19 protein-coding genes are annotated in these 20,588 nt (G+C 46.6%); 11 read left to right on the forward strand and 8 right to left on the reverse strand.

What is annotated here, in order from left to right:
- Nucleotides 1–27: 27 nt before the first annotated feature.
- Nucleotides 28–693, forward strand: coding sequence for an NAD(P)H-dependent oxidoreductase (locus AU387_RS14670; protein ID WP_044163631.1), 666 nt, complete (start codon nt 28–30; stop codon nt 691–693).
- A 33-nt stretch (nt 694–726) separates the two neighbouring features.
- Here the strand turns inward: AU387_RS14670 and AU387_RS14675 are convergent, their stop codons facing one another.
- Nucleotides 727–5,103 (reverse strand): multifunctional 2',3'-cyclic-nucleotide 2'-phosphodiesterase/3'-nucleotidase/5'-nucleotidase, encoded by a 4,377-nt coding sequence (locus AU387_RS14675; RefSeq protein WP_082687918.1) that lies wholly within the window; start codon nt 5,101–5,103, stop codon nt 727–729.
- A 240-nt stretch (nt 5,104–5,343) separates the two neighbouring features.
- Between AU387_RS14675 and AU387_RS14680 the strand changes: the two genes are divergently transcribed.
- Complete coding sequence (locus tag AU387_RS14680; RefSeq protein WP_059336024.1) at nt 5,344–5,862, forward strand: type 1 glutamine amidotransferase domain-containing protein; 519 nt, start codon at nt 5,344–5,346, stop codon at nt 5,860–5,862.
- 34 nt (nt 5,863–5,896) lie between these two features.
- On the opposite strand, the gene AU387_RS14685 is transcribed toward AU387_RS14680, so the two are convergent.
- Together AU387_RS14685 and AU387_RS14690 are read right to left on the reverse strand one after the other, a co-directional pair.
- Nucleotides 5,897–7,093, reverse strand: a complete 1,197-nt coding sequence (locus AU387_RS14685) for an MFS transporter (protein WP_059336025.1) — start codon at nt 7,091–7,093, stop codon at nt 5,897–5,899.
- A gap of 163 nt (nt 7,094–7,256) precedes the next feature.
- Nucleotides 7,257–7,472 carry a DUF1128 domain-containing protein gene (locus AU387_RS14690; protein ID WP_044163637.1) on the reverse strand — a complete coding sequence of 72 codons (216 nt, stop codon included), beginning with the start codon at nt 7,470–7,472 and terminating at the stop codon, nt 7,257–7,259.
- Between the two features lie 201 nt (nt 7,473–7,673).
- Between AU387_RS14690 and AU387_RS14695 the strand changes: the two genes are divergently transcribed.
- From AU387_RS14695 to AU387_RS14705, 3 genes are read left to right on the forward strand one after another with little or no spacing between them, the layout of a single operon-like run.
- Nucleotides 7,674–8,144 (forward strand): low molecular weight protein-tyrosine-phosphatase, encoded by a 471-nt coding sequence (locus tag AU387_RS14695; RefSeq protein ID WP_059336026.1) that lies wholly within the window; start codon nt 7,674–7,676, stop codon nt 8,142–8,144.
- Between the two features lie 18 nt (nt 8,145–8,162).
- The gene (locus tag AU387_RS14700) at nt 8,163–8,486 is read left to right on the forward strand and encodes a hypothetical protein (protein ID WP_024120585.1); all 324 of its coding nucleotides are present in this window, start codon (nt 8,163–8,165) and stop codon (nt 8,484–8,486) included.
- A gap of 23 nt (nt 8,487–8,509) precedes the next feature.
- Nucleotides 8,510–9,337 carry a YihY family inner membrane protein gene (locus AU387_RS14705; RefSeq protein ID WP_044163642.1) on the forward strand — a complete coding sequence of 276 codons (828 nt, stop codon included), beginning with the start codon at nt 8,510–8,512 and terminating at the stop codon, nt 9,335–9,337.
- 198 nt (nt 9,338–9,535) lie between these two features.
- On the opposite strand, the gene AU387_RS14710 is transcribed toward AU387_RS14705, so the two are convergent.
- The gene (locus tag AU387_RS14710; RefSeq protein ID WP_044163643.1) at nt 9,536–10,711 is read right to left on the reverse strand and encodes an MFS transporter; all 1,176 of its coding nucleotides are present in this window, start codon (nt 10,709–10,711) and stop codon (nt 9,536–9,538) included.
- Between the two features lie 167 nt (nt 10,712–10,878).
- On the opposite strand from AU387_RS14710, the gene cax reads away from it, so the two are divergent.
- Together cax and AU387_RS14720 are read left to right on the forward strand one after the other, a co-directional pair.
- The gene (gene cax / locus AU387_RS14715; RefSeq protein ID WP_024120588.1) at nt 10,879–11,934 is read left to right on the forward strand and encodes a calcium/proton exchanger; all 1,056 of its coding nucleotides are present in this window, start codon (nt 10,879–10,881) and stop codon (nt 11,932–11,934) included.
- Between the two features lie 70 nt (nt 11,935–12,004).
- The gene (locus tag AU387_RS14720; protein ID WP_082687919.1) at nt 12,005–12,799 is read left to right on the forward strand and encodes a YfkD famly protein; all 795 of its coding nucleotides are present in this window, start codon (nt 12,005–12,007) and stop codon (nt 12,797–12,799) included.
- A gap of 34 nt (nt 12,800–12,833) precedes the next feature.
- Here AU387_RS14720 and mscC read toward each other — a convergent pair whose 3' ends face one another.
- Entirely contained in the window at nt 12,834–13,676 is an 843-nt protein-coding gene (gene mscC / locus AU387_RS14725; protein ID WP_082687920.1) for a mechanosensitive ion channel protein MscC, read from the reverse strand.
- Nucleotides 13,677–14,798 (reverse strand): radical SAM/CxCxxxxC motif protein YfkAB, encoded by a 1,122-nt coding sequence (yfkAB, locus tag AU387_RS14730; RefSeq protein ID WP_059291645.1) that lies wholly within the window; start codon nt 14,796–14,798, stop codon nt 13,677–13,679. It abuts the gene before it with no gap.
- 145 nt (nt 14,799–14,943) lie between these two features.
- Here yfkAB and AU387_RS14735 point away from each other — a divergent pair, with 145 nt between their 5' ends.
- Nucleotides 14,944–15,129, forward strand: coding sequence for an SE1561 family protein (locus AU387_RS14735; RefSeq protein WP_010333401.1), 186 nt, complete (start codon nt 14,944–14,946; stop codon nt 15,127–15,129).
- A gap of 99 nt (nt 15,130–15,228) precedes the next feature.
- Nucleotides 15,229–16,020 (forward strand): delta-lactam-biosynthetic de-N-acetylase, encoded by a 792-nt coding sequence (gene pdaA / locus AU387_RS14740; RefSeq protein ID WP_059336028.1) that lies wholly within the window; start codon nt 15,229–15,231, stop codon nt 16,018–16,020.
- Nucleotides 16,021–16,054: 34 nt separating this feature from the next.
- Here the strand turns inward: pdaA and AU387_RS14745 are convergent, their stop codons facing one another.
- Together AU387_RS14745 and corA are read right to left on the reverse strand one after the other, a co-directional pair.
- Nucleotides 16,055–16,918, reverse strand: coding sequence for an NAD(P)-dependent oxidoreductase (locus tag AU387_RS14745; protein WP_059336072.1), 864 nt, complete (start codon nt 16,916–16,918; stop codon nt 16,055–16,057).
- 99 nt (nt 16,919–17,017) lie between these two features.
- Entirely contained in the window at nt 17,018–17,977 is a 960-nt protein-coding gene (gene corA, locus AU387_RS14750) for a magnesium/cobalt transporter CorA (RefSeq protein WP_059336029.1), read from the reverse strand.
- Between the two features lie 118 nt (nt 17,978–18,095).
- On the opposite strand from corA, the gene AU387_RS14755 reads away from it, so the two are divergent.
- Together AU387_RS14755 and rlmD are read left to right on the forward strand one after the other, a co-directional pair.
- Nucleotides 18,096–18,959: a DNA-3-methyladenine glycosylase family protein gene (locus tag AU387_RS14755; protein WP_059336030.1), complete on the forward strand. Its 864-nt coding sequence runs from the start codon at nt 18,096–18,098 to the stop codon at nt 18,957–18,959.
- Nucleotides 18,960–19,072: 113 nt separating this feature from the next.
- Nucleotides 19,073–20,473: a 23S rRNA (uracil(1939)-C(5))-methyltransferase RlmD gene (gene rlmD, locus AU387_RS14760; RefSeq protein ID WP_059336031.1), complete on the forward strand. Its 1,401-nt coding sequence runs from the start codon at nt 19,073–19,075 to the stop codon at nt 20,471–20,473.
- Nucleotides 20,474–20,588 lie beyond the last annotated feature (115 nt).

Here is a 20,588-nt window from a genome sequence, read left to right on the forward strand (position 1 = left end):
GAGTAACCAAAAGGAGAGGTGCTTAACATGGCAGATGTAAAGAAACAAATTCTGGACGCATACAATTTCAGACATGCGACAAAGGAATTTGACCCGAATAAAAAAGTATCAGACAGCGATTTTGAATTTATTTTAGAAACAGGAAGACTGTCTCCAAGTTCACTCGGCCTTGAGCCTTGGAAATTCGTTGTTGTCCAAAATCCCGAATTCCGCGAAAAGCTTCGCGAATACACATGGGGCGCGCAAAAGCAGCTTCCGACAGCAAGCCATTTCGTCCTAATTCTGGCGCGTACAGCGAAGGATATCAAATATAATGCGGACTACATCAAACGTCATTTAAAAGAAGTAAAACAAATGCCGCAAGACGTGTATGAAGGTTATCTCAGCAAAACAGAGGAGTTCCAGAAGCACGATTTGCATTTGCTTGAAAGCGACAGAACCCTGTTTGACTGGGCATCAAAACAAACCTATATCGCGCTTGGCAACATGATGACAGCCGCTGCGCAAATCGGCGTTGATTCCTGCCCTGTGGAAGGCTTCCAATATGATGAAATTCATCGCATCCTTGAAGAAGAAGGCCTTCTGGAAAACGGAAGCTTTGATATATCTGTGATGGTGGCATTCGGCTACCGAGTGAGAGACCCTCGTCCGAAAACAAGATCTGCAGTTGAAGATGTTGTGAAATGGGTATAAAAACGAAAGCTGCTCGATAACGAGCAGCTTTTTTTATGCCTGATTCGCTCTGTTCTGTTTTCTTCTCTGATGCAAGTACAATGCTGTTCCGAGTGCGCTGATCAGAAATCCGGCCAGCAGGATCGAGTATATGGATGTGGCTGTGTCCGGAAGGAGGCCGCCAGCCGGACCGTCTGTTCCTGATCCGCCCGAACCGTTTGTTGGTTCAGTGCCGGGAGGTGTTTGATCGCTGCCTTTGCCGTCATTCGGCTGCTTTCCGCCTGGATTGTCGGGCCCCCCGCCATTCTTGCCATCATCACCGCCGCCTGTCGGCTGATCGGACGGGAACGCCGGCGGTTTATCGTGAGCACCGGAATTTAAGATCGTGTATTCGCTGAAGTGGTTTGTGTATCCTGTCACCATATCATCGTCAACTGATCCGTTATCTGTCTTTGTGAAAGCTTTCTTTTTCCTGTCGACATGATAAATGGCAGGGTTATGGGCTTCTTCAATATCAAACATGCGAAGCGAAAGCTGAACGGGCTCCTTGAATGATTTTATTTCTTTTCCTTTTTGCTTCACTGTAAAGTCATATACATTTGATAGGGAGACGTTTAATTCTCCCTTAGATTTGATTCCGATTTCAGTGTTCGCGGTTTTGATATTCGCCATTGGAAGCTTCATGCTGTACCAGTAGTTGAACACCGTCAGGGAAGGATCTAATTCTCTATCCTTCAATAGCTTGACCTGGTCTTTTTTCATTTTTAGATTGATTGGTTTCTCTTGTGATCCTTCAGACGTTTCATAATAGACAAACGGCTTGTTGGCGTTTTTGGCATAAATCGCAAATTTGTCTTCGTCGAGTGTCCAGCTGCCGTCCTTCTGCTTTGTCGGCAGGAATACTTCTTTGATCCGTCCTTCAACTTTAGGAGAGACCTTGTTTCCTAGTTTTTTCAGCTGTTTGGTGAAAATCTCATAATCAACGTAGCCAAGGTCTTCACCATGGGAGGCTTCTGTAAAGACAGAATATCCGTCTCCTCCGGCACCGACAAAATGATTTGTTGCCACGCGGTAGGTATCATCCGTATTTATAGCAACTTTGTCTCCGTTAGGCGATTCAATTTTCACTTCTAATACACGGTGTCCAGGTTCGTTGTTTAATGTAAAGGTATATTCGATTCCGGCCACCTGAGGGAAAGCGCCGCCGCCATTTTCTACATTGCTTAGGCCTTGTTCAAGGGCTTCTTTAATTTGTTTTCCGGTCAAATCGGCCACGTAAAGCGTATTGCCGAACGGCATCACGTTGAGCACCTCGCCGAGTGTGATATCCCCTTTGTCAATGCCGGCTCTGATGCCGCCGCCATTTGTTATCGCTATTCTGGCGCCGGCTGCTTCTTTCGCTTTTGCCAGCATACCGTCCGCGATGAAGTTTCCGAGGTTCGTTTCCTTCGTGCGCACATGCTCACGCTGGCCGTCAAGCGCCACATCCGTATAGCCGACTTCTTCATTTTTCACGTCTTCTAATTCACTTTTGAACTGATCGAGCTCTTTTTTTGCTTCCGCGTTTTCTTCCGTATGTTCATCAATTGGCAGCACGCTCAGATTTGATTTGTCTGTTTGCACCACCCCGTTTTCATCAAACGCGACATCAACGCGCCCCAAGAATTGGCCGTATTCTTTTGCCTGTGCCACGATCGTCGGTTCGTCGTTTTCCACGACTTCCATTTTGTCCACGAGAGTGTGGGTGTGTCCGCCGATGATCAAGTCAATGCCTTTCACTTTTTTGGCTAGCTCAAGATCGCGGTTATGCCCAATGTGGGTGAGCGCGATAATTTTGTTTACTTTTTCTTCTTCCTGAATCGTTTTCACGGTGTTCTGCGCAGTTTTAAATGCGTCGTTAAATACAATGCTTTTGCCCGGGCTTGATGTTGTGGCTGTGTCTTCTGTTGTCAGTCCGAACACGGCCACTTTCTCACCGTCAACGTCTAACAGAATGTACGGATGGATGCCCGGCTCTTTCTTTTCTCCCGCAGTAAAGGTCTGCGGCTTTTTGACATATGATTTTAGCTTAGGTTCATTTGATACATCCACGTTCGCGCTGACGATTGGGAAATCAGGCGCTTCAAAGTGATAGCGATTCGCCGGATCGACAGTTGTGCTGTTCCCGCTGAGAAAATCAGAAAGAACGGACGGACCTTTATCAAATTCGTGGTTTCCGAAGGTCATGGCGTCATAACCCATCATGTTCATCAGTTTCAGGTCGGCTAAACCGTTCCATTTCGTGAAATACAGGTCGCCGGAAAACACATCTCCCGCGTCAAGCAGGATGTTGTGGTCTGTTTCGTTTCTTACTTCGTTGATTTTCGTCATTCGTCTGGCTGCGTCATCAAGGTGAGCGTGCGTATCATTTGTATGCATGACGGTAAGATCCCATAATTCGCCTTCAGGAGGATCGGTATCTGAATCGTCGTCAAATTGAAGCTTGTACACGCCATAGCCTTCATTTGAAGAATGTCTCACATAAGCGACATCATCGGCTTTGTCCGCAAAAGGCTTGGCTAAAAGCGAAGATTCAAACGTCAAATTTGTGCCGGAAACCGGTGCAATCGACCAGTTGTTATCGGCCTTTGGGTTTAATGTTTTCTGTTCAATAATGTAATCCATCAGTACCTGTCTGTTTTCAACTGCGGAGCCGTGGACAATCTTATCACTCGTCAGATGAGGAAAACCGCCGCCGCCGGAGGCGCGGTAATTATTCGTGACTACGAGAAATTCCTGGCTCGGGCTGATCGGTTTGCCTTCATAGGAAAGGTTGATGATCCGGCTTGAATCCGCGTTGATCACTTTTCCGTTTTCGTTGTATTTGGCCGGTTTTGTGACATCGACCTGATAGGTGACGCCGTCAATCACGTCAAAGTTGTAGGAACGGAAATTCTCATTCAGCAAGGCCTGGTCGCCGCCTTTTGACGGATCGATATGATTAAATTGTCCAGCTGACATGTCGAGCCAGTCCTTCACCTCGCTGCCGGTCAGCTTCACGATCTGGAGGGTATTATCGTACAGATACAAGTCTCCGACGTTTTTAATCGCAAGATCCCCGGCCGGAATGTTTGTATAGTAATTGGCACCGTTTCTGCCGCCGGCTTTAAACGGCGCGCCTGCAGACAAAATTGGAAGATCCTTATACTCGGTATCCTTCATTTCATTTTCCGCGTACCATTTTTGCGCATCTGTCACAATTTGAATAGAAGGGTCGTCCTTGACTTGGGCAAAGAAGCTGTTAATGTCGGCTTCTGTTTTTCCGACAGGCTTTCTGACATATTCCAGCGTGTTTTGATGTGTTTGCTGAATGGCTTTTGTGACGGCTTCGTTTCTGGATGTGACGCTGCCGGAAATTGATTCGATGCTGCCCTTGGAATCTTCGACCTTCCACGAGCCGTCTGTTTTTTCAAGCTTGAGGTCAATGACGCCTAAGTATTTGCCCCAGCTGCTTGGCATGACGACCGGAATGCCGTTAATGGTTCCTTTTTCAACATCGAACTGAGCGGCACCCGCATATTCTGCGGAAGGGAAGAGTCCGTGCTGATGGCCCGAGACAATCGCATCAATGCCCTTTGTTTTCGTGGCCAGGTCAAAAACGGCGTTTTCTGCACCTGACGATTGCGCCTGCTTTTCAATACCAGTGTGGGCAAGGGCAATAATGACATCCGCGCCTTCTGCCTTCATTTTCGGAATCGTTTCATTGGCAGATTCGACGATATCCTGCACCTGCACCTGTCCTTCGAGATTCTTTTTGTCCCAGGTCATGATTTGCGGCGGGACAAAACCTATGTACCCTACTTTGATCTTCTGTTCGTTTCCGTTTTCATCTGTGACTGTTTTCTCGTTAATAACATACGGCGTATAACGGTGTTCGCCGCCATTTGTTTTCACATTGGCGTTTACAATCGGGAAATCGGCTCCTTTGATTGTGCCGTCGAGAAAGTCGAGCCCGTAATTGAATTCATGATTGCCAAGTGTTCCTGCGTCATACTTCAGCGCGTTCATGACGCTGATAATTGGGTGGGGTTTCGCGCCGGAGATAATGTTGTCTTTTTCGTATTTCACTGCGTATTCGCCCAGCGGATTTCCTTGAATCAAGTCACCGTTATCCACGAGCAAGGTGTTTGGGTTCTCCTGGCGGTGCTTTTGGATCAGCTGTGCCGTTCTGGCAAGCCCGAATTCTGTCGTTTCTTTGTCGCTGTAGTAATCGTAATCCATCATGTTGGCATGAATATCAGTTGTAGCCAAAATACTGAGATTCACTTGAGGAGCCGTGTTTTCTTCTGCATGAACGGGCGGTGTTGGGAGGATTAAGCTAAGTATCATAATTGGGGGCAGCAGAATACGGAGAATGTTACTGACGTCTTTTCGTCTTTTCTGTATTCTCACCAGTTCTCCACCTTTCAACGAAATTTGTGTTACTGGTTCTATTGTAAGAATATTTTGTAAGCATTTGTAGATGTTTCTTTATGATTATTGTAAAAGGGAGAAAAATAAGTATTATGTATCATCTTTGGGTGTTGTGAATTGGGTCATTATGCTTATCGTTTGTCGGCTCTGCAAAATGTTTATTATATTGTGGCTGGGGTAGAGTGTTTTATGTAGACATATTAGGGGAGGTTATCAATCATGGGTAAAAAAATCGCAGTTGTGCTGACAGATTATTTCGAAGACAGCGAGTATACTGAACCAGCAAAAGCATTTAAAGAAGCGGGGCATGAGCTGACCGTTATCGAAAATGAAAAAGGGAAAACCGTAAAAGGCAAGCAGGGAAATGCGCAAGTCACAGTCGATGCGTCCATTGATGACGTAAACCCTTCCGACTTTGACGCGCTTTTAATTCCGGGGGGGTTTTCACCCGACCAGCTTCGTGCCGATGAGCGTTTCGTCCAGTTTACAAAAGCGTTTATGACGGACAAAAAGCCGGTATTTGCGATTTGTCACGGCCCGCAGCTGCTGATTACTGCTAAAGCGCTGGAAGGCAGAAAAGCGACAGGTTATACGTCCATTCGTGTAGATATGGAATACGCGGGGGCAGATGTCGTTGATCAGGAAGTCGTGGTTTGCCAAAATCAATTGGTCACCAGCCGCACGCCGGATGACATTCCTGCATTTAACCGCGAATCTTTGGCACTGCTTGAAAAATAACAAAAACGGACGCCCTGCGGGGACGTCCGTTTTTTCATGATAGCTTGGAACGTGCGGTCAGTTTATTGTATCTGTAATACAAAAAAGCAGCAGAGGCTGTTCCGATGACGGCAATGCCGAAGTCGAACATAAAGATATGGGCTATGCCTCCCGCTTTTGCGATGAGCCCGGTGGCGATCGGCAGCAGAATCGAGGCAATACTTGAAGCTGTCGCAACAATTCCGGTGACGGTGCCTTTGCGGTTCCAGAAAAGCTCTGTCATTAATGTAATGGTAATTTGAAACACACCCGCGGTTGAAAATCCTAAGAAAAAGGCTGTGATGTCCAGTACAACTGGGACGTGAACTGTCAGCATAACGGCAAGCGTACATAATGTAATAATCGGATACAGCAGCGTAATCATCACCGGTTTTACCCATCTGTTCAGCAGAAGGGCTAATAATAAAACAGATACCAAAGCGCCTATACTATAGTAGCTCAGCAATTGTACGGAAGCTGATTCAGCTAACCCTGCAGCCTTTTGGGCGAAGCTTGGAAGCCAGATTTGAGATACTGTGAATAAAGCCGTTGATGTAAAACCAATGATAATCAGCGCGGCGCCTTCTTTCTTCATGTCGGGTTCAGATAAGAAAGCAGGAGATCCCTGTTGCCCGGTGCTGATGGGCTGTTTCTGTTTTTTTGGCAGCGAAACCGCTGATAAGCAGAGGATGTTCAGCACATAGACAGCTGCCGGCAAATAAAATGCATATCCGTAGAATAGGCTATGGTCTGCCAAAACTGTAATCAGGAGCGGCAAAAGAGCGGCCCCGAGAGACATAAAAGCTTTTACCAAGACATTCGCCGAGCTGGGAGCAGTTGGGAAGAGCTCCGTTAAAGCCGGATATGTTCCTGCGTCCATGGCCGAATTTGCGACTCCGGCTAATAAAGCAAACACAAACGCAAGTTCATAACTCGGTGATAATGGAATACCGATTAAAAAGACAGCCATCAATCCGGCGGAAGCCACAATGAGCGGTTTTCTGCCTATTTTATCTGATAAAACGCCAGATATTCCGTATGTCAGCAGCTTGCCGAATCCGATAGCCGCAATCACATAACTGATGCCTGTCGGGTCGGTATTCCACTGCTTCGTTAAGGAGGACATGTTGGATGCGAGAATGATATTGACCATTCCGAGCAAGAAGTAGTTGATGTACATTCCGGTTGCTGTTTTGACGTATTTCGTTTTCATTCTAGTACTCCTTCAAAATCTTATTCGGCCATTTGCTGTATTCGCCGGCCTCAGGAAGCCCGGCGCCTTGCTGCCGCGTCTTTCCGGCTCCCTAATAAACGAAAGCAAAAAGAATCATCTTCATCAATAATAAAAAAGACTTGCCGGATGCCGGCAAGCCCCATTATTTTCGAAGTGATGCAAGTTCTTGAGCGATCGCCTGCATTTCGCTCGGGCTGAATGCTGCTTTTTTCATCACCATTTTATGAAGGTAGGTGAGGTCCTCTATTTTTTCGTCGCTGAAGTCTTCCGCTTTGATAACCCCGACATTCAGCATGTTCAGTTTTTGTGAAATCTCTTCAATCATTTGAGTTAATGTTTCTGTATTTTGGCTGGACAAATGATTCCATCCTTTCTTTCGCGTCATTTGGTATGTTTTATTCTAACAGAATTCCATCAGAAAAAAACCCTATTCTCATTTCGGCCATTTATTTCAAAAAAGTGGTGACATCAGTTGAAAAGTGATTGAACATCCTACTAAGATAGCGGTAAAGGTTTCTTTTTAGAGAAATATGGGCAAAGAATAGGGAGGTTGCACAACATGATCAGCGTGTTATTTGTTTGCTTGGGAAACATTTGCCGGTCTCCGATGGCGGAAGCGATATTTCGGGACTTGGCAGCGAAAAAAGGATTAGAGGGGAAAATCAGAACAGACTCAGCCGGCATCGGCGGCTGGCACGTCGGCAATCCTCCGCATGAAGGAACGCAGGAGATATTGCACAGAGAAGGGATCAGCTTTGAAGGCATGCTGGCGCGCCAGGTGCGCGAACAGGATTTAACCGATTTTGATTACATCATTGCGATGGATGCAGAAAATATCGGAAGCCTGAGAAGCATGGCGGGTTTAAAAAAAGCCGCACAGATCAAGAGGCTGCTTGACTACGTTGATGATTCAGATCTTGCGGACGTTCCCGACCCTTACTACACTGGGAACTTTGACGTGGTCTATCAATTGATCAGATCAGGCTGTGAGCATCTGCTTGCATCCATTCAAGAAGAAAAACAATTGTGAGGGAAAGGAGAGTTCATCATGAACAATGAACGCTGGTTGCTGAAAGGTGTCATTCTCGGAGCTGCGGCAGGCGCGGCGCTATCCTTGCTCCATAAGCCGACGAGACAGGCCTGCGGCATGAGATGGATGACGTGCAAGCATAAAATGTCTCTGTACAAAAACAATCCTGAACTATTGAAAAACAATGTCATTACAAAAATTGATGAAGCCAAACAGCTGGCCCAGACGCTGTCAGATGAAGTCGGCTTCGTTAATCAGCAAGTCAAAGAGCTGAAGAAAACAACGCCGAAAGTGATGGAGCTGGTACAGGAAACAAAGGAACATTTTACAAAAGATAAATGATTAAACATTCGAGGTGAGACGACATGAACTTTCTGAAAGAGCTGTTCGGCAGATACACCCTTCATGAGGGGCAAAGCAAATCTGCGGAGCTGGCGTATTTTTTTCTGTTATCGCTGTTCCCGTTTTTGATTTTTATGCTGACGCTCACCGCGTATCTTCCGATTTCTACAGATGACGTGCTGGGGGTTATAAAACAATACGCTCCCGGAAGTGCGATGTCCCTCGTTGAATCCATTACCCACCAAACATTAAATGACCGAAACGGCGGATTGCTGTCATTCGGGATCATCGCGGCGTTATGGTCTGCGTCTAATGGAATGAATGCCATCGTCAGATCGTTAAACCACGCGTATGAAGTGGAGGAAAACCGCTCTTTTATCATTGTACGTCTAACCTCAATTTTTCTGACGATCGCCATGGTGTTTACCATTTTAGTTGCCTTGCTTCTGCCGGTATTCGGCCGGCAGATCGGAATGCTTGCTGCGGACTTTGTCGGCGCTTCGGACCTGTTTTTATCCATCTGGACGGCGATCCGCTGGGGAGTCAGCCCGCTTGTGCTGCTGATTGTTTTTTCCGCTTTGTACGTCATCGCGCCTAACAAAAAGCTGTCGCTTCGCTTTGTAATGCCGGGTGCGCTGTTTGCGGCCATCGGCTGGATTGTCGTCAGCACCCTGTTTTCGTTTTACGTCAGTACATTTGCGAACTATAGCGCCACATACGGAAGCATTGGGGGGATCATCGTCCTGATGATCTGGTTTTACTTAAGCGGGATTTTAATTATTTTAGGGGGAGAAATCAACGCGCTTTTACATAAACGTAAAAAGCTTCCTGATGAAAATCCCTACAATTAGCGCACCCTATAAAGGAACTTCAGTTCAAAAATGATCCGGGGGGCAAAACGTGATGACAAAGCATACGAAAAAAGGCGGAAGCCATAACAAACAGAACTCAAAGAGCAAATCGAGTCATAAAACAAGCGGAAGTGCCAACGGACAAAACGGCTATCATTAGAACAAAAGCCTCCTGACTTTGTGTCAGGAGGCTTTTTCTTATGAAGAGGAAGAATAGGTCTCAGCCGCTGGCCAGCTTTTCGGTTTGCCTAAAGCGATAGCGAGCCAGACAGCGGCTAGAATGAGGGTAATCAAATAAAACAAGTTAGCACTTTCGAAGGTTTGCATATACCAGCCGCCTGCAATCGGCCCGAAAATGCTGCCGAGACTGAATGAAATGCCGCATAGCAAATTCCCCGCCGGAAGCAGGTGGGACGGAAGAAGGTCTGTCATAAAGCTGATGCCGAGTGTAAAGGTTGACCCGACTGCCATGCCCGCAATAAAGAAGCAGCAGCCGATCACGTAAGGAAAAGGGAACACGCCTGCGATGAGAAAGCAAAAGGCCCCCGTCAGCAAAATCACAAGCAGCACATTCCGTCTTCCGTATTTATCGCTGAGAATGCCGAGCGGGAATTGAAAAATAATGCTTCCGATCGCAAATGCAGGAAGAATCAAAGCGACGGCGTCCACAGATAAACCCAGACGCAGCGCATACACAGGAAAGCTGCCGTTTAATGCAGTCTCCAGAAATCCGTACCCGAACGTAGGCATAAACGCAACCCATGCAAACAGCATAGCCTGGTAAAAGCGTCTGAAACTATTGTCTGATTTGGTTTCGTGAGGGCTGGTTTCCGGGTATGCATTTTGTAGCAAGAAAACAAAGAGCCACGCAAGCAAACTGATGCAGCCTGACACGATAAAAGGCAGTGCCGGACTCAGCTTAACAAACGGGACCATAAACGGGCCCGCAGCAAAACCAAGACCAAAGGAGAGTCCGTAAATGGAAAGATTTCTCCCGCGGTTTTGCTTTGACGACATGGAGGTCACCCACGTTTGCGTAGAAAAGTGAAGCATATGGTCGCCGATCCCAATGAAAAGACGAAGCAGGAACCACACCCAAACCGACTGAAGCCAAATGAACCCGAACAAGCTTAAAATGACGATGCTTCCGCCAATGACGATCAGCGGTTTGAAGCCCAGTTTTCTAAGCGGAGCCTCCATAAACGGAGAAGCCAATAGCACTCCGATGTACAGCCCGGTCGCATGCAGGCCGTTCATCGCCGCTGATTCACCATTTGTTTCAAAGATAATCGAGATGACGGGGAGCAGCATGCCCTGTGAAAACCCGGATATGGAAACGAGCAAAACCAGAATAGAAAAATGCATTCGTGACATCGTGTCTGTTCTCCTTTGTGAGATCTATGTTGATCGTACACCGATTTCCAAAAGGCGGCAACCTGAAAAAAGCCTATATCGCGCGCAAACATTTGACCTCGTGTAATCATGATGATTTTTGTGAAGAATAAAAATAAAACAAGTCATACTAAAGGAGTCAATTCACTATGAATCGTATCTTTTTTATATTAGTGGCGGCTGGTGTTCCGCTTTCTGTTATCGGCAGTTTGATGCATTGGCCTTCTGCCATTCTCTTTGCAGTCTATTGTGTAACAATTATTGCTCTGGCAAGCTATATGGGAAGAGCGACAGAATCGCTGTCCATTATTGCCGGGCCGCGGATCGGCGGTCTGTTGAACGCCACCTTCGGGAATGCGGTTGAGCTGATTATTTCGCTATTTGCATTAAAGGAAGGCCTTACAGGAATCGTGCTTGCCTCTTTAACAGGTTCAGTGCTGGGAAATCTCCTGCTGGTTGCGGGGTTATCGTTTTTTGTCGGCGGTTTAAAATACAAGCGGCAGGAGTTTAATATCCATGATGCACGCCATAATTCCGGGCTTTTGATTTTCGCCATTATTGTGGCTTTCGTAATTCCTGAGGTATTTTCGGTTGGAATGGGGGATACAAGCAAGCTTAATTTAAGCATCGGTATCAGCATCATTTTGATTCTGTTATATGTGGCGGCTCTGTACTTTAAGCTTGTCACGCACCGCGGTGTATATCAGCCGAACAATGCTGTCCAGCCTGAGGAAGAGGAGCAGCCGGAATGGTCAGGGAAGGTTGCCACGATTGTTTTGTTTGCGGCAACAATTGTCGTGGCGTACATTTCCGAAAATCTGGTGCACACATTCCACTCGGTTGCTGAACAGTTCGGCTGGAGCGAGCTGTTTATCGGGGTCATCATCGTTGCGATTGTCGGTAATGCGGCGGAACACGCGTCTGCCATCATTATGGCCTATAAAAATAAAATGGATATTGCGGTGGAGATCGCTGTCGGCTCCACTTTGCAGATTGCCATGTTTGTTGCGCCGGTTCTCGTGATCTGCTCTATCTTTTTCCCGGTAAGCATGCCGCTTGTGTTTACACTGCCGGAGCTTGTCGCGATGGTATCTTCCGTTCTCTTGATGATTGCCATTTCGAATGATGGTGATTCCAACTGGTTTGAAGGTGCCACGCTGCTAGCGGCTTATGTCATTATGGCGATCGGCTTTTTCCTTCTTTAACCTGAAAAAATGATGGATAACAACAAAGCGGGATGAAAAGACTAAGGGAAAATGCGATAGAAAGAGTGATATGATGAAAAAGCTATTTCATTCCACACTTATTGTGTTGTTATTCTTTAGTTTTTTCGGCGTTCAGCCCATCCACGCGAAGAAGCAGTTTAAGGTGCCGAATTCTGTAGCAAGCATTTCGAAGGAAAACACGTATCCGAATGCTTCACAGGATCAGCCGATGCTTCAGCCGAGCAAGCTGGCTAAGGAACTGCTGAGTTCATCAGAGGTACAGATCGAAAATCCGCACCTCATCAAAATGCTGAACGAGTCTACGGTCTCTGGCACACCGCTTGCGGTCGGCTACCGAGCCACAATATTTCTCGGGAAATGGGCGCTTGGATATGAATCGAATGAAACAGTCGCCAACTGGGAGTATAAAAAAATCAATACAAACCGCGCGGATAACCGCGGCGGAAAACAAACGGCTGAAATGCATTATGACCAAGAGCAGCAATATAGAGTAACGGGCGGCCTGACAGCAAAAGTTCCAAACACGGAAGATGTCAAAAGCATGATGATGCTGAAGGCGATGAAAAAAACAAATCTTCCGCTAGCATTTGAAACGGTCATCGGAGCGGGAACAAAACGAGATCAAATTTATAAAGTCGCTCCGAAAAAACTCGGTTATTTAAACGCATATGCTCCGGCTGTGAATGAAAAAGGGAAAGTGACTTACGGAGAAGTCTATTTAGTGCTCAAGGGCAATAAACGAAAACTTGTAGTGAAAAATGTCACGTCACAGGGAATCGGCGCGTGGATTCCGGTTCAAGACCATGTCACGTTTAGCTTCCAGCTTTCCTCACAGCCAAGATAAACAAAAAACTGATTCCATTATGGAATCAGTTTTTTTATTGGGTTCTTTCGATTCTTATAGCTTCCTCAAGCATTTGCACATTGTTTTGGTACAGCTGGCGAACGAGAACCCGTCTGGCGGCAAGGCTGGCACTGAAATAATCTTCATCCCGCACCATGCCCTTTACGGTAAATTCAACCCCGCGGTTGATTTTATTCAAAGCGGTGATGCCGTGTATTTGAAAAGGCTCTGTCGGGTTTCCGAATTCATCCCGCTTCAGTGAATCGCGAAGCTCTTCATTCAGCATGTCGCACGCTTCCTCCAGCACACTGTATACACGATCTGGATCTTCTTTAAAGCTGATGAGAAAGGATTCGGTAATCCGCATAAAATCAATATTATAATTTTCTATTTGTCTGACCTCGCCGTTGCTGATGGTGAGAAGCTTTCCGCTCCATTCACGGATTTGCAGCGAGCGCAGGCCGATTTCTTCGACGGTGCCGTTAAATAAATTATTTACCGTCACATAATCGCCTTTATGAAGCTGGCGTTCATAAATTAAAAACACACCCGCCAGCACATCCTTAATCAGTGATTGGGCGCCAAAACCGATGACGATACCGGCTACGCCCGCCCCGGCTAAAATCTTGCCGAAATCATGCACAAATAAAGAAATAACATAAAAGATAAAACCGATCGTCGCCGTATATTGGGTGATAGAACGGACAAGGCTTTCAATGGTTTTCTCTTTTCTTTCTTCAATAAAGTCCGTCCGTTTAAAAAATAACTGCACCAATCGGTTAATGATAAAAACACCGATCCACAAAATGACGGCGACGAGGAGAATATCAACGATTTTATTCTGAAAAATCTCCGTAAGTGTTTCTTCCATCCGCATCTAACTCCTGGCTTGACGTTTTGAAAAATCTGTATCCTGGTAGTAGCTGTTTTTGACGAGAACGTTTGGTCCGAGGCACCGGACATTCGGGCAGTGGCAGTTCAGTTCTTTGGCCAGCTTTGTTTCTCTCCACTTTTGATAGGCGGAAGGCAGGCTGTCCGTCTGTATATTGCCGAGTGGCGGTGTATCGCCAAAGTCGGTCACAATAATATTCCCGTCAAAAATATTGACATTCAGGCGTGACCGGCCATCAGGGTCATTTCTCACTGTCACGTTTTTCGCCGTGCGAAGCCGGCGAAGCAGCTCTTGATCCTCTTCGTCAGGACTGCATGCGTAAAACGGCAGTGTGCCGAACAGCATCCATGTCTTTTCATCACGAATATCCAGCAAACGGTGAATCGCCTGTCTCATGTCCTTCAGGCTGAGAGATTCAAGAGCGCTCGCAAAATCACTCGGATACATCGGATGGATTTCATGACGCTGACATTTCATATCTTCTGTGATTTGGCGGTGAATATGCTCAATGTGCGGAAGTGTGCGTTTGTTCAGCATCGTTTCCGCTGATACCATCACTCCGGCATCCACTAGCTTGCGGCTGTTTTCGATCATTTTATCAAAATAGCGCGCGCGCTGTTCGAAGGTCGGTTTTCTGTCCATCATAGCAAAACCGATTTCCGCAAACTCTTCAACCGTTCCCCAGTTATGAGAAATATGTAACACATCAAGATACGGAATAATCCATTCGTATCGCTCGATATCGAGAGTCAGGTTTGAATTGATTTGGGTCCTCACCCCGCGCTCGTGGGCGTATTTCAATAACGGCACGACATATTCCTTTACAGATTTTAATGAAAGCATCGGCTCTCCGCCTGTAATACTGATGGATCTGAGGCGGGGAATTTCCTCCAGCCGTTTTAACAGAAGATCTATTGGCAGAGCATTCGGGTCTTTGGGCTGCAATGTATAGCCTACAGCGCAATGCTCGCATCTCATATTGCACAGTGTCGTCGTTGTAAATTCAACGTTCGTCAGCTGCATATCTCCATACTGGTCGACATCCATATAGGCTTCCCAAGGATCGAACTCAGGTGTAATCGGACGCAGCTTCGTGTTTTGTGTCATGACTATCTAACTCCTTTATAAATGGGGCATACTAACGCTGCCAACAGTTAATTTTAGACCTGATTTGCCAAGATCGCAAGTAGCGGGGCGATTGAAAAACAGCAAAAAATGAGCTACCATAATAAAAAATGAATGGAGGCGCAGAATGGGGAACGCAGTAAACAATAAAGATCAGCAGCTTGATTATTTAAAGAACAGACTAGACATGTTTATGAACGTCATCGATTCATTAGACCCTGAAGCAACAGACGTTGAAGATATAGACAGACTCATCGGCATGCTGGATGACCTGGAAGCCAAATATGAACGATTTAAAAAAGACTGGGAATAAAACCGCGCATGCCGCGGTTTTTTATATTGGCATTAAGCGTCAGTATAAAACAGGGCGCCTTTCTGTAAAATAAGAAAAAATGCAGAAGGAGCGCTGGCCATGAAGTGGATGTGTGCAATATGCTGCGCCGCCGTCCTGCTTGCAGCAGGAGCAAAAGAGGCAGATGCGGTACCGAATGAGCCGATTAATTGGGGTTTTAAGCGAAGCGTTAATCATCAGCCGCCAGATGCGGGAAAACAGCTGAACAGCCTAATCAAACAATATGACGCGTTTTATTTAGGCAATACAAAAGAAAAAACAATTTATTTAACATTTGATAACGGCTACGAAAATGGCTATACGCCAAAGGTGCTTGATGTCTTAAAAAAACATCACGTGACAGGAACGTTTTTTGTCACCGGGCATTTCGTGAAGGATCAGCCCGAGCTGATCAAACGGATGTCGGATGAAGGGCATATCATCGGCAACCACTCATTTCACCATCCGGATCTGACGACAAAAACGGCAGACCAAATTCAGGATGAGCTTGATTCAGTCAACGAGGAAGTTTATAAGATCACGGGAAAGCAGGACAACCTGTACTTACGGCCGCCGCGCGGCGTATTCAGTGAATATGTGCTGAAAGAAACAAAACGCATGGGCTATCAAACCGTTTTCTGGTCCGTCGCTTTTGTCGACTGGAAAATCAATCATCAAAAAGGGAAAAAATACGCCTACGATCACATGATCAAACAGGCGCATCCGGGTGCGATTTACCTGCTTCACACTGTCTCCAAGGACAATGCCGAGGCGCTGGACGATGCGATTACCGACCTGAAAAAACAAGGCTATACCTTTAAAAGCATTGATGACTTGATGTTTGAGAAAGAAATGAAGCTGCCGTCTTTGTAAGCAAGAAAGCCTCTCCGCAATGGAGAGGCTTTTTCTATTTTTCTATGCATTTTATTAAAGCGGCCCAATCTAGGTTTCCAAGCCCTTTTTCAATACCGTTTTCAAAATGGCTTTTCGCCAGCTCGGCAAGAGGGAGGTTTGCAGAAACCTGCTTCGCGGCGGCGAGCGCCAGATTGGTGTCCTTCAACCCTAATGACATTTTAAAGCCCGCCGGCTCAAATGTTTGCTCGGCCATGATCGTTCCGTAATTTTGATATACGGGGGAACCGAAAAGCGCGTTGGCGATCTCTAAAAATTGTTTTTGCTCTAGTCCGTATTTCTCCATCAACAGGAATGATTCAGATAACGCCTCCAGCATGGATACGAGCAGGAAATTGATGCTGATTTTCGCTGCGTTTGCTGTTTTGCTTTCTTCGCCGACGTCAAACACTTGCTGACTCAAGCTTTCGAGCAGAGGTTTTGCTGTTTTTTTCGCTTCCGCGGGTCCTGCCGCTATAATGCGAAGCGCGGCTTTTGCGGCGGCATCCGGTCTTCCCAGCACAGGAGCCGCAAGGAAGGATTGTCCTTTTTCTGCATGGGCGGCCGCGAGTTCTTCTGAGAACTCCACACTGATCGTGCTCATCGAAATGTGAATGCCATTCCCAGATAATCCTTCAATCAATCCGTCTTTGCCGAATGTCACGGCGCTGACAGAATTGTCATCAGAAAGCATTGTCACGACAATATCAGCGGTCTCGGCCGCCTGGCGCGGCGTTTCTGCCACTTGGGCGCCCTGGGATGCGAATTCCTCCGTCTTTTCTTTCGTCCGATTGTATACTGTCAAACGATAGCCTGCTTGTAGCACGTTTCGGGCAATGGGCTGTCCCATATTGCCGAGTCCGATCACAGCGATTTTCAATCTGATCACTCCCTGAACATTTTTTTCATTATATACAAAATGAACAGGATATGCTGGAAATCGGCTTACCAAAATAAAAAGAACAGCTTCACGCTGTCCTCATTTAAAGATGTTGAACCATCCTTTATGTACAAACCATATCAGCATGCCGGCCACAAGAGCGGCCATCAGGCCAAGCACAGCAAAATATCCGTATTTCCAGTGAAGCTCCGGCATGTTGTCGAAGTTCATGCCGTAAACGCCGGCGATAAACGTGAGCGGGATAAAAATCGTAGACACGATGGTCAATGTCATCATAATCGCATTCATCCGGTTCGAATTCAGTGTCACGTAGCTGTCACGTAAATCGGACGTCATGTCGCGGTTAGATTCCACAATTTCTGAAAGCTTTAATAAATGATCGTAAATATCGCTGAAGTATGCCTTTGTTTCCCGCTGCTCTTTCACATGGTCAAGACTTAAAATCCGATACAGCAAATCACGCATCGGAATAATGGTCCGCCTGAGATGCAATAGGTCAGTTCTGAGCTCAAACACCTCGCTCATCAGTGTCCCGTACGTTTTGTGGCTGCGGCTGTCTTCAATCTCATTCAGCCGGTCTTCTATTTTGTACACCAGAGGAAAATATTCATCAACAAGCTGATCCATGATCATGTAAGAAATATGCCCCGGCCCTTTTTTAAACATGTCCGGTGAAGCATATAATCGCTCCCGGACTTTGGCGATACCGGGCGTTTCGTGTAAATGAAAGGTGACGACAAATGTTTCGCCTTGAAAGATATCGACTTCTTCGGTCTCAAGTGTTTCCTGATTCAGCGCATGAAGCACGTAAAAGCGATAGCCATCGTAATGGTCAAGCTTCGGGCGCTGCATATGCTGAAAGCAATCTTCAATCGCAAGCGGATGAAAATGAAAAAAATCTCTCAATAACGCGGTTTCCGTTTCCTCCGGGCCGTAAAAATCAACCCAGTACCACGCAATATCCGGCTGTTCAACCCGTTCGATCGGTATATTTTTCAAAAGCTGATCCTGTGTTGTGATAGCGGTAATGTTGATCATAAACAACCCTCCACCTGCCATTATATCATGCGGCCTTTTTCAGAAAAGTATACAGTGTTTTCTACCGGTTTCCAGCGGCGTGGTATACTGAACAAAAAACGGAAAAAGGGCTGATCATATGTGGAAAGAAAAAGTATCGGTCACACCGCCGTACCATTTTGACCGTGTGCTCAACAGGCTGGCGTTAGACCCTCTGAATGCAGTTGATTTGAAAGCGCGGGACATAAGAGTGCCGATTAGAAATAAGGCCGGTGACGTATGTATTGTGAAGGTGCAGGCTTTAGGCCATGCGGACGAGCCCGAGTTTCTCGTCAGCGGGGAAACAGAGCAGGAAGACATGATGAAGGAAATCAAGCGGATTTTTCAATGGGAACATGATTTGCAGCATGTCCTTGATCATTTCTCAAAAACGAATCTTTCCGCGATTTTTGAAGAGCATGCAGGCACGCCGCTTGTATTGGACTACAGCGTGTACAACTGTATCATGAAATGCATTGTGCATCAGCAGCTGAATTTATCTTTTGCGTACACCTTGACAGAACGGTTTGTCCAAACCTTCGGCGAGCAGAAGGACGGCGTGTGGTGCTATCCAAAGCCGGAAACGATTGCGGAACTCGATTATCAGGATCTGCGCGATCTGCAATTCAGCATGAGAAAAGCGGAATACACCATTGATACGTCAAGGATGATCGCAGAAGGCACACTCGACTTGTCAGAGCTTCCGAATATGACGGATGAGGACATTATGAAGAAACTAATCAAAATCAGAGGCATCGGCCCGTGGACAGTACAAAACGTCCTCATGTTCGGCCTTGGACGCCCTAATTTATTTCCGCTTGCCGATATCGGACTCCAGAATGCGATCAAACGCCATTTTCAGCTGGACGATAAGCCGGCAAAGGATGTCATGCTTGCGATGAGCAAAGAGTGGGAGCCTTATTTAAGCTATGCGTCTTTGTATTTGTGGAGGAGTATAGAATAATTCGTCTGACAATGAAGGAAATCCTGCAAACGTGTTATACTAGTTAGATGTGAAAAAAACATTTCACTTTCTGCCATCTGCAGAAAGCTTCATATAGAAACGGAGAGAACAACGTGAACCAACAAAAAAAACAGGCGCCCGTCGAACTGAAAGTCGGACAAACCTTTCCGCTGACGATTAAGCGTCTCGGCATTAACGGAGAAGGTGTCGGCTATTTTAAGAAAAAAGTCGTGTTCGTGCCCGGCGCGCTTCCTGGTGAAGAGGTTGTCGTCCAAGCGACGAAAGTGCAGCCGAAGTTTTCGGAGGGACGGATCAAGAAGATTCGCAAGGCTTCGGAGCATCGGGTGGCACCGCCTTGCCCTGTCTACGAGCAGTGCGGCGGCTGTCAGCTTCAGCATCTTGCATACAGCCAGCAGCTTCGGGAAAAGCGCGACATCGTCATCCAGTCTCTGGAGCGCCATACGAAGTTCAAAGTCGAAAACATGGATATCAGAGAAACGGTCGGCATGGACAACCCATGGAATTACCGCAACAAAAGCCAATTCCAGATCGGACGCTCACAAAGCGGCAGCATCATCGCCGGCTTATACGGCCTTGATTCTCATGATATCGTGCCGATCAAAGACTGCGTCGTCCAGCATCCGGCAACAAATAAAACAACAGGCATCGTCCGCCGCATTTTAGAGGACTTCAATGTGTCTGTTTATAATGAAAGAAAACGAAAAGGCGACGTTCGCACGATCGTGACGAGAGTCGGCTTTGAAACAGGCGAAGTGCAGGTCGTTCTTGTAACAGCAAAAGAAACGCTTCCGCATAAGGAAGAAATCGTCAAAGCGATCCAAAAGCGCCTGCCTGAGGTGAAATCCATTATTCAAAATGTAAACGGAGCGAAAACCTCTGTGATCTTCGGTGAGAAAACAAAACCGCTCGCCGGAAAAACAGTGATCCAAGAGGTGCTTGGCGACGTATCATTTGAACTGAGCGCCCGCGCCTTCTTCCAGCTCAACCCGGAGCAAACCGTCAAGCTGTATGACGAAGTGAAAAAAGCGGCGCAGCTGACCGGAAAAGAAAAAGTCGTTGACGCGTATTGCGGCGTCGGCACCATCGGAATGTGGGTGGCGGACGGAGCGAAGGAAGTCCGCGGCATGGACGTCATCAAGGAATCAATTGATGATGCCAAGAAAAACGCCAAAAAGCACGGCATGACAAACGCCACGTACGTAACAGGAACAGCCGAGCACTGGCTCCCGAAATGGACGAAAGAAGGTTTCCGCCCGGACGTCGTCATCGTCGACCCGCCAAGAACTGGCTGTGACACTACGTTCCTGGACACGATCAAAAAAGTCAAACCGAAACGCTTTGTGTACGTTTCCTGCAATCCATCCACGCTTGCGAAGGATTTACAGGCGCTGTCGAAAGACTATCGCGTGGAATATATTCAGCCTGTCGATATGTTTCCGCAGACGGCTCACGTTGAAGCAGTGGCGAAGCTTGTATTGAAATCGTCTCATTAAGTCCTAATCAGATCTGGATTTCGGTAGAATGTACATTGCCGACTTCCGGGTCTTTTTCATGCGTAAACCTTGCCCTGACTCATCTCTTTTCAGAGATCCTTATAAAGATAGAAAA

The sequence above is a fragment of the Bacillus halotolerans genome, from assembly GCF_001517105.1.
Lineage (GTDB): Bacteria > Bacillota > Bacilli > Bacillales > Bacillaceae > Bacillus > Bacillus halotolerans.